The organism is Haloferax volcanii DS2 (genome assembly GCF_000025685.1).
Taxonomy (GTDB): domain Archaea; phylum Halobacteriota; class Halobacteria; order Halobacteriales; family Haloferacaceae; genus Haloferax; species Haloferax volcanii.
In genome coordinates this window covers 44447-58324 of record NC_013968.1, presented here as the reverse complement: position 1 = coordinate 58324, position 13878 = coordinate 44447, and the positions used below count along the sequence as shown (strand labels likewise).

Below are 13878 nucleotides of genomic sequence, written 5' to 3'. Positions count from 1 at the left end.
TCTGTCCAAACTATGCCGTTCAGTTCCGCTATTATCCGAATTCTATCGTAACGACTGTCGTAACTTTGAACGAGACTATCGTAACTTGTCGTAACCATTCGTTTGAACGTCTCTCCAACTGACTTCTGGCCGAATCAGTCGTTATTCATCTGGCCGGTGACAAAGGGCAATAGAGTAGTGTCAGTGGTTATATATTCCTGTCGAGTGGGGACGGACCTATGTAATGGTGGGTCGTCTCATTCCATCCGTTCTTGACCGTGCTATCGTACCCCACATACCATCTCAGCTGGGGCGTGAACCTGACCATACGAGGAATTTAAGCAGACTCCGTCTTTGTGTCTCTCAGTCATCGGCTCCTTCGGACCTAACCGGGGCAGGTCTACACACCCTCGTAGGAGAACGTGAATGTGATTGCACGTCAACACACCAACACCCCCACCCCACGTTTCCGACGTTCTCGTGAGAGGGTGAATTAAACTCACTGATGGGCGGGACTATGTCCCACCCAATTCAAAATTAAAAAGCGGCTACTGAGTGATACTCGGCGCATATGTAATAATGTTTGCTCCTAGAATAAGAGCGGAAACCCACCTTGGGGTGGACCTATACAAAGAACGTCGGAAACGAGGGGTGCGTGTGTGGCCACCGCCGATGGAAGGAACTGGTAACGGCTGGAATGAACGTCGGAAACGAGGGGTGGGTGGGCTGCTATTTCGAGACGGTTGTCTCGGAGTCGTCAACATCAGCAAACCGGTCGTCTGTCATCGCGATTTCGTGGACAATCTCGAGGTCGTGCGCGGGCTGCAGGCCGGCGTAGATGGTGATACCACCTGCACGTCCTTGGTTCTCTTTTCGAGCGTCGAGTACGTCGAGAAACGCCAAGTTACGGACGAAATCCCGAACCCGACGTTCGGTCCGCGGTTCGACGCCGATCACCTGACACAGGTTGGTGTAGGCCGTGTAGATCTCGCCGGTTGGGAACTCGTCGCGCCCAGTCTGCTTGTGAAGGGTCGTGACAGCCGCAAGCGTGGTCTTCTTCTGGATTGTCAACCCACCGATAAGGTCGTGGAACCGGTCCTTTTCGGCCTCCCGACGAGCCCCGCGAACGTGTTTCTCGGTGACTGTCTCACTATCTTGTTGCTGTGCGAGCATCCCCGCGTTCCGGAGGATATCGATGGCCTGTCTGGCGTCGCCGTGGTCCTGTGCGGCGAGGGCGGCGCTCAACTGTATCACGCCGTCCTCGAGGACACCGCCCCGGAACGCATCACGCCGGTGTTCGAGAATTGACCGAAGCTGGTTCGCATCGTAGGAATGGAAATTGAGCTCTCTGGGCTGAAGTGATGACTTCACGCGGTCGTTGAGGTTCTCCGCCCACCGCACCTTGTTGGAAATAGCGATGACACCGACGCGGCAGTCCGTTTTCCCCGTCTCACGTGACCTCGACAGCGACATCAGCAGACCATCGTCCGCTTGCATATCGGCTTCGTCGAGGATGATGAGTGCGACATCGTAGAGTTCGTCGAGAATAGAGTAGAGTCGCGTGTAGTAGACACTTTTCGATAGACCCATCTCCGGGACCGAGACACCGGTTTGGTCCTCGTTATTCAGCTTCCGTGCGATGTGAGACACAGCTTGCGTCTCTGTGTCGTCGTCGCTACAGTCGATATACGCCGTCCCGATCCGGACGTCTTCGGCCATGCTCTCGGCCACCTTCGAGACGTGCTTCGCGACGAGGCTCTTGCCCGTCCCAGTCTCGCCGTAGATGACCACGTTCTCCGGTGACCCACCGTCGATAGCTGACCGGAGTTGCATCGAGAGCGCGCGAATCTCGTCGTCGCGACCGACGATGCGTTCAGGCTGTGGGACGTGGTCGACGTCGACGAGGGACTTCTGCTCGAATATTGGGTCCGGCTTGCCGAAAATCTCCGCGGCAACGTCCCCACTCTCGTCGTCCATGTCTGTCACGTCCTCACGGGAAGGTAATAAAGACAACCCCTCATTTCCAACGTTTAATCAGCAGTAGCGGGCCTGTAGATGCGCTACACGCCAACCGATCTGATGACTGACTAAATACCGCGTTTCCAACGTTCCTACCCTGGTAGAAGAGGAATCTGACTGTGGGCCGTTGCTCTCTGTGTGGTGAGACAATTGACGGTCACCCGCGATAGGTATTTCAGCCGTGTCTCTAACCTTGAATTCAAGGATTACTGACTATGGCGATACAAGACAAACTACCTGACCGGCCCCTCAGAGTGGACGAACTCAATGAACTCCAAACATCCGGGGGCTTCGATTCTGTAACAACTAATGAGAACCCACCGCTAGGAGAAGATCATCTGTTCATCCGTATCGGTGACGTCGAGCATACGCTGCACTACACCGAAGAGAAGGGTTGGCACAAGTGCGGACGCCGTGAGTTGGAGTGACAGTGTATCTCCCATTGAGTGGTCGAGGTGTGTCTGAAGACTTTCTGAGATCGTCGTGCACACCGGGTTCACAAATTTTAGCGCAGAACAGCAGCAGAGTCCACGAATACCTCTACTTTTGATAGAAGCAGCGGAGTTTATGCTTCTCGTAGGGGCAAGAGACATGGGAGAACGAACGGATAGCGTGCCAGTACAATCGAACCGCGAGCTGAGACATACTGGCCTCCTTCTGGTCCACCATACGACGGGAGAGGTACTTGAAAGTCGAACAGTCAAGGGGCCTGTAGCCACAGCGTCAAAAGGCGATTTAGTCTCGTTCGGAGCGCTGGTTATGAACGAAGATATCTGCAGAACTGCCCCGTTTACAGAGGGTAGCGGCGACTTGTTTCGAATCGTCGACAAGCGTGTAACCTACTTCGAGACCTACGATTCAGAAGGTAAATTGCTGAACTATCCTGCTCAAGACATTATCTACTATGTCGTTCCGACCGATGGGTATGATTGTGACTATGAGGGGGATTCAAAGATTAGTTTCTTCCCATCTCCTCCGTATCAGTAGGACCCGATTTCACGGGTGACTGTTGCACGTGACAACTTTGTTCACTAACCAGTGGCACGCCAGGCAATTTATTCAGTTACTGCTGCTACTGTGTTTGAGTACATTCTCAACAAGCAGACGTCTAATTAAGCGGCTTTGTGAGGTACTGAGACGACCTGCTAATATAGGGTTTTAGCCCACAGATTTATATCGTTCACCATCAAATAGTGTCAAATATGATGAATGAATCTGCAAAATTGAAAATATGGATTGAAGATCACATCAGTTTACTAGCGCCAATCTGTGGTCTTATTGCGCTTTCCGTCGTTGTTTTTACATATTCTGATTTTTCAATTCTGAAATTTGAAATCATATATGTTGCTATTGGTGTGGCGATTGCCATCATTTTTTCATATTATCCAATTGAAAGTGGGAAAAATCCTAAATACTTTGTTAGTATTCTGGCAATTATCTTCACAATTTTCTTTCTTCTATCATTTCAATCATATCCGGGTGTTGTTGGAGTTATCGGATACTCTTTCCTCGGCACTTTGCTAATAATTAGTTTATTGAAGATGATGGTTTAGATATTTATGTCTACGTGTCTCTGTTGAAATAGTCTTCATATCTGGCGATTTGGTGAGGAGTAAGACCGCAGTAGTATCCGCGAAAACCGTGGGAAGAGCGGTCATCTGGACTACGTTGACTAACCCGCATCGAAAAGTGGTTTCAAACCCTCAAAATGAGGATCGACCGCTTCCATCACTCGTGGGTCGGCAGTCGGACTGCCGCCGCCTAGTGGCTTACACAGTTCGTGTTACTACTATAACTTCCAACGATCGCATCAAGCACTAGATAATCGAACGCCGGTTGAGGTTGTTAACTAGACAGTGCCGTCTGTGATTATTTACTGCCTCAATTTAGTGAATTACTATTAAGTTTCAATTGGTTGACCTATCATTGATGTTTTTTCACTCACATCATATAATTAGAATTATAAAGTATGTATTCAATTGACATCATGTATGTCAGATAAAGACATAACTCGGCGAAGCATACTCAAGAAGATTGGAGTTGGAAGTGCTGTCGGTTCATTTGCATCTACGGGAGCCGTCGCTGCTGCGGAAAATAACTCCACATCCAAATCTCCTCCAAAAGAGAGCCAGCCTCAGATTGAGGTGTTAGCAGAAAATGACTCTCAGGCGATTTTCCGGTTGAAAGAATCTGGCGTCTCGCATCTTTATCGCGATTTTAGTGGTGGTGTTCACAAGTCTAATAAAGAGGAAAAGAATAAACAAGAAAATAGTGATAATGGTGAAAAGTCTGATGACAATGTCCAAAAGATGACCAAAAGTGAACAAGAGCTGAGAAAAGAGGTTAGTGACAAAGAAGGTGAGCTTCTGGAGGTTAACACAGGTACTCTCCAAGTAATTAGTGAGAAAACTGAACCAACAACACAGGGAGAGATCACTTCATCTGGAGCGGAGCAGTCTGAGAGACTAGCTGATCGGGTTTCATCATCAGATATTGAGCTAGATGATGAAGATTTCCAAATAGACGGTGTAGAGTTCACAGACGATGCCAGCAGTTCAAAGAGCAAAGCATCAGCCACAGATCTCGACCCTATTACAGAAGCCACGCTTGATACTATTACCAAAGATTATGGATATTATTCGTATCAGTTTGGTGAATGTAATGGTTTAGTATATGACACACACAACTATCTAGGAATCTGGGTCGAATTCTCTGACGATGTTGAAACTACTGCTTCTGGAGCTGTTGGTGGTGCAATCTGTTTCATTGCTCTGAAAAAGCTAACAATCCCTGCGAAATGGCTTGGTATCGCTAACGTTAGTTGTGGTGCGTTACTCGCAGTACCCACTTCTGAACTGGTTGACCGAAAATATACTGGTGGGTTTTGGGACGCACATGGCCTCCAGTGGGGTGATGAAAAAGTGAAATATGGATATGGATATAGTATTGGAAAATACGTACTTCCGAGAGCATATGAAGACTTCGACATCCCCGGGGTCCACACCGAGGCTGTAGACTATATATAAACAATCGCTCTTCTGTAGGAGATTGTTGATAGAGTTCAGCTGTTGCTCTGGAATCGAAGAGGGCAAGGACACCGCGTTAGCGGTGTCCGACACGAATGATTCCGCTGGATGTGTTTGGTTCGGAATCGCTCGCAGCGGACCTGCTGGAACAGGTTCGCTGGCGTGACGGCCATCCGTTCTAGTTTAACGAAGAATCCAGTTGCTGTCTGTTGATTTGATATCGTCGCAACTACCTGATTGAGAAACCCGGTGGGAAGTATGACCTACAGCCCACCGGATTCGGTCATAGTTGACCGGATTCAAAGAGCGTTTCCCTCTGATGAGTTGCGCGAGCGCGCTCGCGCAACGAATCTCGTCCAACGAGAGCGGAAATTCGACATCGTTGCGCTGTTCTACACACTCTCGTTTGGCTTCGCTGCTGGCTCAGACCGCTCTCTCCAAGCATTTCTCGAACGCTACGTCGAGATGGCTGACTGTGACGAACTCTCCTACGCATCGTTCCACGACTGGTTCGAACCAGGATTCGTTGCACTCCTTCGAGAGATTCTCGATGACGCAATCGAGAATCTCGATACCGGACGAGAAGATTTGAACGGCCGTCTCGAACGCTTTCGAGACGTCCTCATTGCTGACGCAACCATCGTTTCGCTGTACCAGGACGCCGCTGATATCTACACAGCAACCGGCGACCATCAAGCCGAACTGAAACTTCACCTCACCGAATCTCTCTCGACTGGGCTCCCGACACGATTCCGGACAACCGATGGGACGACTCATGAACGGAGTCAGCTACCCACCGGCGAGTGGGTAGCTGACGCCCTCATTCTCCTTGATTTGGGCTTTTACGACTTCTGGCTGTTCGACCGCATCGACAAGAACGACGGTTGGTTCGTCTCTCGTGTCAAAGACGACGCGAACTTCGAGATTGTCGAAGAACTGCGAACGTGGCGAGGCAACAGCATTCCGCTGGAAGGAGAGTCGCTGCAGGCCGTCCTCGACGACCTGCAGCGACAGGAGATCGACGTCCGCATCACGCTCTCGTTCGAGCGCAAACGAGGGTCGGGCGCCAGCGCGACCCGGACGTTTCGACTGGTCGGACTACGTAACGAGAAGACCGACGAGTATCATCTGTATCTGACGAATCTGGCGAGAGAAAGCTACAGCGCGCCCGATATCGCGCAGCTCTATCGGGCGCGCTGGGAGGTCGAACTGCTGTTCAAGGAGCTGAAATCGCGGTTCGGCTTGGACGAGATCAAGACGACCGACGGCTACATCATCGAGGCGCTGATCATCATGTCGGCAATTTCGCTGATGATGAGCCGTGTAATCGTGGATGAGTTGCGGTCACTTGAGGCAAGACAGCGAGAGGGCGAAGCCGCCGCAGACGCCGACTCGTCGGCGTCGCGGCTCCCTCGGCGTCGCTGTTCGCTAGCCGTCGAACGCCACGCTCATCTGATCCAACTGTATCTCATGGTTGAGTTGGGCTACGGACTGCCGGATTTGGACGAGCTGTTGCTGTGGGCGTCACGAAATCCAAATCCACACAGAGATCGGTTACGCGAGCAGGTTGAACGAGGTGAGTTCGGCTTTGATCGCTACTAAACTAGAACAGATGGCGTGACGGCGTCGAATGCCCCCGCTGCCGTTCTGACCGAACGGTCACGAACGGCAGCTATGGGGCGTTTCAACGCTATCTCTGTAAGAATTGCGACCGCACGTTCAACGATAAGACGGGCACAATTTTCGCTCACTCAAAGGTTGCGCTCCGCAAGTGGTTGTTCTCGATTTACGCGTTCTTACGGTTTAACACGAGTCTCCGCCAACTTCAGCGGGAGATCGGTGTTACCTACAAGACGATGCACCGTCGCGTCGAGCGCTTTACCAGAGCGCTCGACGCGCCTCAGCTCGACCTCGTTGGACCGGTCGAAATCGACGAAGTGTACGTCTCTGCCGGATTGAAAGGCCGCGAGCGCGACCAAGAGTCGCGCTCGCGTGGCCTCTCCACGCGTGGGCGTGGTTCGTATGAGGGAGACAAACCACCCGTCTTCACCATCGTTGACCGTGGAACGGGGCAGCGATACGTCGTCCCAGCGAAATCCGCTGACGAATCGACAGTGCGACTCCTCTTCGCTGACCATGAGGAGGAGTCGCTGACCGTCTACACCGACGGACTTCGGGCATACGACCCACTGGAGGACGACGACGAGTTCCACCGCGAATACGTCGTCCACGGTGACGGCGAGTACGCTGATGGAGATGTTCACGTCAACACCTGCGAGAGCCACGCGTCGCTGGCGCGACGGTGGCTCTCGCCGCATCGAGGCGTCTCGAAGGACAAGTTGACACAGTATCTCCGCGCCTTTCAGCTACGCAGCGAACTCTTCAGAAAACCCGGTCGAGAAGCACTCAAACACGCTGTCAAAGCGACTCTCTGAAATCAACAATCTGCTACACATGAGCGAACGAACAATGTCCGGCAAGGATTCCGCAGTGTCTAGGTCGGTCAGACTGACTAAAGTAGATCACATTGTCAACAACTGACAGGGAGGGCTATTGGTTCGTACTACCGTCGACGGCATCGAGATCAGGTTCGTCAAACTCGAGTGCCTCCGAAACCGCCACTGGAAGTTCCGGTCGCGGTGCCGATTCGTGGCGTTCAACTTTCTCTGTCTTACGGGTGTTCTCGTAGAGGGCTCGAGCGACCGGAAGCCCACGGAGATACTTGTAGTCGTAGAGGACTTCGACACCACGCGCTGTGAAACCGTAGAACTGCGAGGGGAGATCGCGTTTCTCCTCGCTCGGTTCGTATGTATAGCGTGCGAGGAGTCCGGCGTCGATCAGCGTCTCCAGCTGGTCTTTGATGGCCGCCTGACTCTTCCCAGTCATGTACTCGAGTTCGGCGAGCGACATGAGATGGGCGGGATGGCCCAGCAGTTCCTGGATGATGAGGTGGCGCGTATCTTGGGACAGTAGCTTGAACAGCCGTTGCTGTTCCGCGAATGGACCCGCATCGGCTGTTCCGCTGTGACTCTCGCTCATACGTGTCTCTACGAGCAGCGGCGCTATAACAGTTCGGATCACCCAAGTTGGTATTTATTGAATAAACCAAAGTGGTTCAGAAGAGATATAGTGTTGTGGTCTGAACCGACAGATAATGAGCGATCCAAGCCCACCGCCAGATGCTGCGGACATTATGACGGTGGTACACGAGGCTGTTGGGGGCCTCGAACTTGAACCAGCAGAGAAGCGAGAGATTTGGCGCTTCACCCGGCGTGAATTGCCGTATCTCTGGAGCCAGCGGACATCGTACTTTATCCTTGGCAGCTATCGCGATCCCTACATCCGCCAGCTCCGTGCCGTGCAGAACGAACTCACGAGGCAACTCGGTGCGTATCCGTTCATAATGGGGGATCTCATCGAACTGCCGACTGACCGCCTCAATACGTTCGATATCATGTTCTCCCTGTTGGCGACGTACAGCGACTATATCGTCGGTGTCTTCGAGAAGGAAAGCGGTGGGGAAGCGCCGGAATTAGGCGAGATCGATGACCCACCGTATTTCGAGAAATCGTACGTGTACCCACGCGACTACTCGTGGGTCACTGATGCGCACCTTGAGTCGAAACACCACGTCATTCAGGCTGCGCTTGAGATTGCATTTACGGATGACTTGACGGAGGATGAAGCAGCGTCAAAAATCAAGTCGCTCCTCGAGCGTGCACAAGACACTGGCATCAACATCGCTGAAGACGAAGTCTGGGAGGTGCTCAGCAACCGGACAGACACGGGAGAGGACCCAGCAGCGTACAGTTGGGTGCATCTCAACAAGTTCCGAAAATTCGAATTACACGATCGGTGTTTCCCATGGACAACGGAGGAAGAACTCCGAGCTGCTGTTGCTGAGCTCCCGTCCCCGACACCACGTCCGGAGTGGGAAGAACGTGATGAGTCGTGAGTTCCAGCCACCGCGCTCGTAGTACGCGCAAGCTTGCTGAACGAGAAAGACTGTGCGAGCGGGTTGTGTGAACTCCGAGAGTCTAACTGGCGGTGCAAAGTCACGAGCGCTGTATTCAGCACGAACTCAGTAAACTCCCAGCGGCTGAGAACTTCAAGAGATCCATATATGAATTCGTATATGCGTTGTATGTCTCTTGTACTCGACAAATATGCTGAGATAGCGCAACAGCGCCTGACCGGACCTGACAGACTGGCACGAATTGAGGCGGGCCCCAAGCGACTGCCGCACGCAACAGCACCGCACGTTGAACTCTGAACCTGCCATCGACAGGCCGGACACCACGCGGGCATCGCTCACACGGACACCAGACGGTCGTCGACAGGCCAGACACCAGACGGCATCGCTCACACGGACACCCACCAGTTCGACAAGCAGCACATGGAGGCCTGGCCTCGTCGTCAGAAACACCGCACCGCGCTCAGTCGCTCGCTTGGGATACCCGCTCGCTCCCTCGGAGCGGGGATTCACCAGCCATCGTCACCAGCAGTCTTGATGGTCGAGGCGTACAGCTGGGATTCCACGTCTCGTCTCGTCTTGCCTCACGTTTCGCGTTCACCGTCAACGTATATGTGGACGTATATGTGGACGTATATGTGAGCGTATATGTCTAATTGGGGCGTCGCTTCTGCAGTCCCCGTCTTCGCCTCTCCGGCATCGGTATCGTCATCGAACTCGAGATATCGGCGTCGATAGGCCGGGAGTTCACTCGCCATCGCTCACAGTCGCACTCAGGTACGTTTGCATTGCTGGCAGGCCCATATTCGTTCACGTCTCGGAAGATGACTGACGGCGCTGTGAGGCCAGTTCTCGTCGCTGCTCGCTCACCACCACCGGATACTCGTCCTCGCATTTGCAGGCCGGTGTCCCCACGGTCATTGCCTCCAACATCTGGACCGCTGTTTCGCTCTCGTTTCTCTCGGGGTTCCGCCGTCGGAACCACAGTCCACACTCATTCTGTGGCGCCACGTTAGCTCTCGACGTCGTTACTGTCGTAGGGTGTCGGCCGCTGGTTCGTTTTGTAAATCGTCGTCGACGGAGTTCTCTATCACGGTCGCCCCCGTCACCGTCGTCGTCGTCGCTCGTCACGTGGTCGCCATTGGTCGCTGTTCGCGGGCTCAGAGTTCTGGTCGCGTTTCGCTCACTTTTCGGTCGCCGCTGGCGTTGTCCTGGTCGTCACTCCTTTCGCCGCCACGGTCCTGTGTCGTTTTCGACGTGGTCGCTTCTGCCGTGGCTGCTGTTTCTCCCCTCATTGCGACGTCCCAGTCTCGTCGCCGTGCCCGGTGTCATGGTGACGCTGACCGCGTCACTGCCGGGGGGTTCGTGACGTTCCCCCCGGTGTCTTTATCGTCGCTCTATCGGGTGTCTTCTCTGTTTTGTGATGTGACTGGTGTCGCCTCTCGTCGTCGCTCGCTCTCTGGTCGTTCTCGTACGCTCGGCCTGCCTGCCCCTCCGGTCGCCGCTTGGCGTGGTTTGGTTCGCATAGGCCATTGTTTCCTCGCGCCGCTTGTTCCGTAAGGCGTTCCATAGGGAATATGATTTTGTAGGTGGCGTGTTTCGTGTTGGATATGGAGCAGTTGAACGAAACTCAGCGGGAAATTCTGTCGGCTCTCGACGAGCGTGGTGGGCGGGGAAATACATCTAATATCAAGAGATCGATAGGTGAGATGACGACCTCGAACCTCGGCAAACAGGCGCGGTCGCTGGCGGAGATGGGGCTGATTGAGAAGGTGGGTGAGGAGGACGTCGGCGCTCCGATTCCTGCGAACGTGTATGCGCTGACCGCCGAAGGTGAGCGCGTCGCTCGTGACCTCGACGACCAGACCGAAGTACGAGTTGGCGTTTCCGAGGGGGATGTGGCTGACCTACGGCACGAGGTGTCGGACTTGTCGACGGCGCTCAGCCATCTGCACGACCGCGTCGACGACCTCGCAGACGAGCAGGATAGCGACGGTGGGGACCAGCTATCAATGGTTGTTGAGGACCTCGATGAGGCGGTGTCCCGGCTTTCAACTTTAGAGGATAGAACGTCGGCGTTAGAGTCTGAAGTTGAGAGCCATTCCCAAGCGTTGGAGACGCTGAACGAACGCACGATACATCTCCACGAGATGATTGACGGGTAGATATCGTCCACTCATTTATTTGTCGACCCTGACGACACCGCGAGAGTCAGTTTTGACAGCAACGAGAGACAATGGAAGGAGGCGTAAATGGTGTCACTCGGCTCTATTGAACTCAATGGACCTGTTGAAATCCTTTAGCGTTGACATTGAAAAGAGCGACTCTTCCCACCGGCTTTCGTCGATCCGGTTAGAAACTAGCCTCTCAAAAAATTACAAGACGTGAAGAGGATTTCAACAGAGCCAACTCAATAGAACATGACAGAAGCAACTGCTGTACGTAACAAGGTGACTGATAGATTAGAGTGATTGATTCGTGTGCTTTACTGGATAGACTATTTCAGGAGCAGCTTCCGGAACTCACGATGAAATCGGCAAGAACCAGCGAAACCTTTGGTAGAGTTCCTAACTCGGGGTAAACGTTGACAGGTATTCATTGTGGACTGCGAGGATTCGACTAACGCGTTCACTCAGCCCGACATTAGATTTCGGCACGTACTCTTCTACGGAGTCTCTGACCGTTTCACGAGTCACTTCACTCTCGGACAATAGAAGTTCAACCCACGCGCGCGTTTCCATCGTCGTCAGGGAAATGTCCGTCGCGGCGATACAGTCATATGCTGCACGGGCATCTTCGGTGTTCGGGAAGATACGTTGTAGTTCAGCGATTGCGGAAAATGGGATTTCGTTACCCTCATAGCCGCGGTCAGGGAACATCTCGTACACCCGTTCTGCCCGTTGAACTTGCAGTTCGCTGGCCCCTTCTACATTGATTGTATCCGCGATGTCCTTATGTGACAATCCATATTTTGTTCGCCCATTACGGAACAGACGCCCCCATTCCCATTTTTGGACAACACCCGAATAGTCCCGCTTGATCTCGCGCACGTACTCCTCGAGTTTGTCAAATGAGTAGTCCACCGGGTCTAATTTGAACGGAGACTCGGTTCGACCAGAGTCAGTTTCCACTCTTTGCTCGAGGGTAGTCTGATGAGAACAGCGGACTGTTTGCGAACCTACACTTGTAACCTCGCAGTTGACGACGAGTGCTTTGTCTGTGCTCCCTTCGACGATGACCTGTCTCCCGTCAATGAGACGTACCTTCCCACTGCGTAGTCCGCCGATGGTTAGTTGGTCGCCAGTGTTGATAGGGTCGAACCCAGAGAGCTTGCGGTGGATCTGTGTGAAGCGTGGCAACGGCTCAAGATCGTTCACGCGGGGTGGTTCAATAGGGTCGTTACTGAATTGTTGAAAGTACTCGTAGCCATCCGCAGCGTCGTCGTTTGAGACGATGATTCTGGCATCGTCTGTCAGACTGAGCCAGCCGGAATCGAAGCCCCAGTGGCATTGTCGGCAGAGAAGCAAGCCGTTCGCTTCTGTATCCGGTCCTCCGTGTTGTGCGGGATGGATGTGTGCAGCTTCTGCCTCAAGGTGCCCAAAGGGAGATTCACGTTTTTGTCCGCACACTGCACAGTGCCCTGAATACAGATTGCGTAGATTCTGTTTTGTATCGGACGAGAACTCACCCGTGTGGTGCTGAACCGTCCAGTCTGCAGCCATAGGGAATTTGTTAGATTGACTATCTGATAATCTCTTGCTTCTAATGAGTTGGGAATATGCGCTTATAACCTATCAGTAAATAAAGCAAATGATCTGAGACAAATCCACACGTCATGCCAACTCCAACTTAGCAAAAAGTTGAAATTAGATGGGGATTGGCCTTGAATAGTCGAACATAGCATCGAATACCGCGACGAGATCGGGTACTGCTTCACCACGTAACAATACGCCTAATTCAAAATTGCCAGTCAACGATAGTCGAGTGAGATTTGCACTACCCAAATACGCGACTTGCTCGTCGATGATGACTGCTTTTGCATGCGTGGCCCCGATTTGCTTGTCATGTTGGTTGGTGTCGTAAAAGTCTCGTACGAAGAGGTGCTTCCGCTCATCGTCCGAAAGCTGCCCGGTGATGTTCTCAATAGCGTTGACTGCTGATTGGTTTGGATTATCGACATCAACTTCACGCGTCACCATCTTGAGGTCTACGCCACGACGAGGAAGTGCCGCTAGATCGTTCAACACGTGTTCGGTATCGTCGAAATATGGATTTGCGATTCGGACTGTATCCGTTGCTTCAGCCAAGTAGCGCCGAATAGAGATGCGTATCGGACGGACTGAGTGGGGTAGTTTCGATTGAACATCTGCAGGGAGAGTCGCGACTAATTCAGCAGATGAAGAGCTGGCATTAGAATCGGCAATTACGTCAGGAGCACTAACGTTCGCAATGAGTAATTGGTCGATGATTCGTAGCACACCAAGGGGAGAGACTACTTGAATCTCGTAATGAGCGTACCCTTGGCTGGTTGTCATTTCATGGGCAAAACCAGCGTTACAAAGTGCAGAGGAGATAGCGTTGAACTCTCGTGGGCTAAGCCGTTCGTCAAAGGCCGCGAGTACGGCATTCAATTGAGATCGGGTGAACGAATATGACCGATCTCTGACTGGCACAGGAAGACCTGGAACGTCCACGACCGCTGCTAATCGATGGTCTGAAGCTTCTTCTGAGTCTGATTCTATGGTGCTCCCAAGGATTGCGAGACCGATCCGGAGGTAGTGTAAGCGGTCGGGTTCACTTATCACGGCTGCCGCTGTGAAATCAGAGCAAATCGGCGTTCCATCAAACATCGAGAAATTAGATTCCATTGTAAGGTCGATC

At 52.6% G+C, this 13878-nt stretch carries 12 protein-coding genes and 2 pseudogenes; 9 read left to right on the top strand and 5 right to left on the bottom strand.

Annotation, left to right across the window (positions count from 1 at the left end; translation table 11 throughout):
• Positions 1–708: 708 nt before the first annotated feature.
• Entirely contained in the window at positions 709–1956 is a 1248-nt protein-coding gene (locus HVO_RS19510; protein ID WP_004045434.1) for a Cdc6/Cdc18 family protein, read from the bottom strand.
• 257 nt (positions 1957–2213) lie between these two features.
• On the opposite strand from HVO_RS19510, the gene HVO_RS20410 reads away from it, so the two are divergent.
• From HVO_RS20410 to HVO_RS19485, 7 genes and pseudogenes are all read left to right on the top strand, one after another.
• On the top strand, positions 2214–2426 hold the full coding sequence (locus tag HVO_RS20410; protein ID WP_013035686.1) for a hypothetical protein: 213 nt from the start codon (positions 2214–2216) through the stop codon (positions 2424–2426).
• 163 nt (positions 2427–2589) lie between these two features.
• Positions 2590–2985 (top strand): hypothetical protein, encoded by a 396-nt coding sequence (locus HVO_RS20690; protein WP_144064065.1) that lies wholly within the window; start codon positions 2590–2592, stop codon positions 2983–2985.
• 215 nt (positions 2986–3200) lie between these two features.
• On the top strand, positions 3201–3551 hold the full coding sequence (locus HVO_RS20685) for a hypothetical protein (RefSeq protein ID WP_144064064.1): 351 nt from the start codon (positions 3201–3203) through the stop codon (positions 3549–3551).
• A 90-nt stretch (positions 3552–3641) separates the two neighbouring features.
• Positions 3642–3851: pseudogene (locus HVO_RS20680) on the top strand (IS6 family transposase); the annotation flags it as partial.
• Between the two features lie 138 nt (positions 3852–3989).
• Positions 3990–5024 (top strand): hypothetical protein, encoded by a 1035-nt coding sequence (locus HVO_RS20405; protein ID WP_004045436.1) that lies wholly within the window; start codon positions 3990–3992, stop codon positions 5022–5024.
• Between the two features lie 249 nt (positions 5025–5273).
• Entirely contained in the window at positions 5274–6626 is a 1353-nt protein-coding gene (locus tag HVO_RS19490; RefSeq protein WP_013035682.1) for an IS4 family transposase, read from the top strand.
• A gap of 8 nt (positions 6627–6634) precedes the next feature.
• Positions 6635–7459, top strand: a pseudogene (locus HVO_RS19485) (IS1595 family transposase); the annotation flags it as partial.
• Between the two features lie 115 nt (positions 7460–7574).
• Here HVO_RS19485 and HVO_RS19480 read toward each other — a convergent pair.
• Positions 7575–8063 (bottom strand): helix-turn-helix domain-containing protein, encoded by a 489-nt coding sequence (locus HVO_RS19480; RefSeq protein WP_013035721.1) that lies wholly within the window; start codon positions 8061–8063, stop codon positions 7575–7577.
• A 115-nt stretch (positions 8064–8178) separates the two neighbouring features.
• On the opposite strand from HVO_RS19480, the gene HVO_RS19475 reads away from it, so the two are divergent.
• Complete coding sequence (locus HVO_RS19475) at positions 8179–8979, top strand: hypothetical protein (protein WP_013035676.1); 801 nt, start codon at positions 8179–8181, stop codon at positions 8977–8979.
• Between the two features lie 602 nt (positions 8980–9581).
• Here HVO_RS19475 and HVO_RS21125 read toward each other — a convergent pair.
• Complete coding sequence (locus tag HVO_RS21125; protein WP_013035732.1) at positions 9582–9755, bottom strand: hypothetical protein; 174 nt, start codon at positions 9753–9755, stop codon at positions 9582–9584.
• An 852-nt stretch (positions 9756–10607) separates the two neighbouring features.
• Between HVO_RS21125 and HVO_RS19470 the strand changes: the two genes are divergently transcribed.
• Positions 10608–11162 carry a hypothetical protein gene (locus HVO_RS19470; protein WP_013035723.1) on the top strand — a complete coding sequence of 185 codons (555 nt, stop codon included), beginning with the start codon at positions 10608–10610 and terminating at the stop codon, positions 11160–11162.
• Positions 11163–11564: 402 nt separating this feature from the next.
• Here the strand turns inward: HVO_RS19470 and HVO_RS19465 are convergent, their stop codons facing one another.
• On the bottom strand, positions 11565–12719 hold the full coding sequence (locus HVO_RS19465) for an HNH endonuclease (protein WP_013035708.1): 1155 nt from the start codon (positions 12717–12719) through the stop codon (positions 11565–11567).
• Positions 12720–12863: 144 nt separating this feature from the next.
• On the bottom strand, positions 12864–13865 hold the full coding sequence (locus HVO_RS19460) for a phospholipase D family protein (RefSeq protein ID WP_013035705.1): 1002 nt from the start codon (positions 13863–13865) through the stop codon (positions 12864–12866).
• Between the last annotated feature and the right edge of the window lie 13 nt (positions 13866–13878).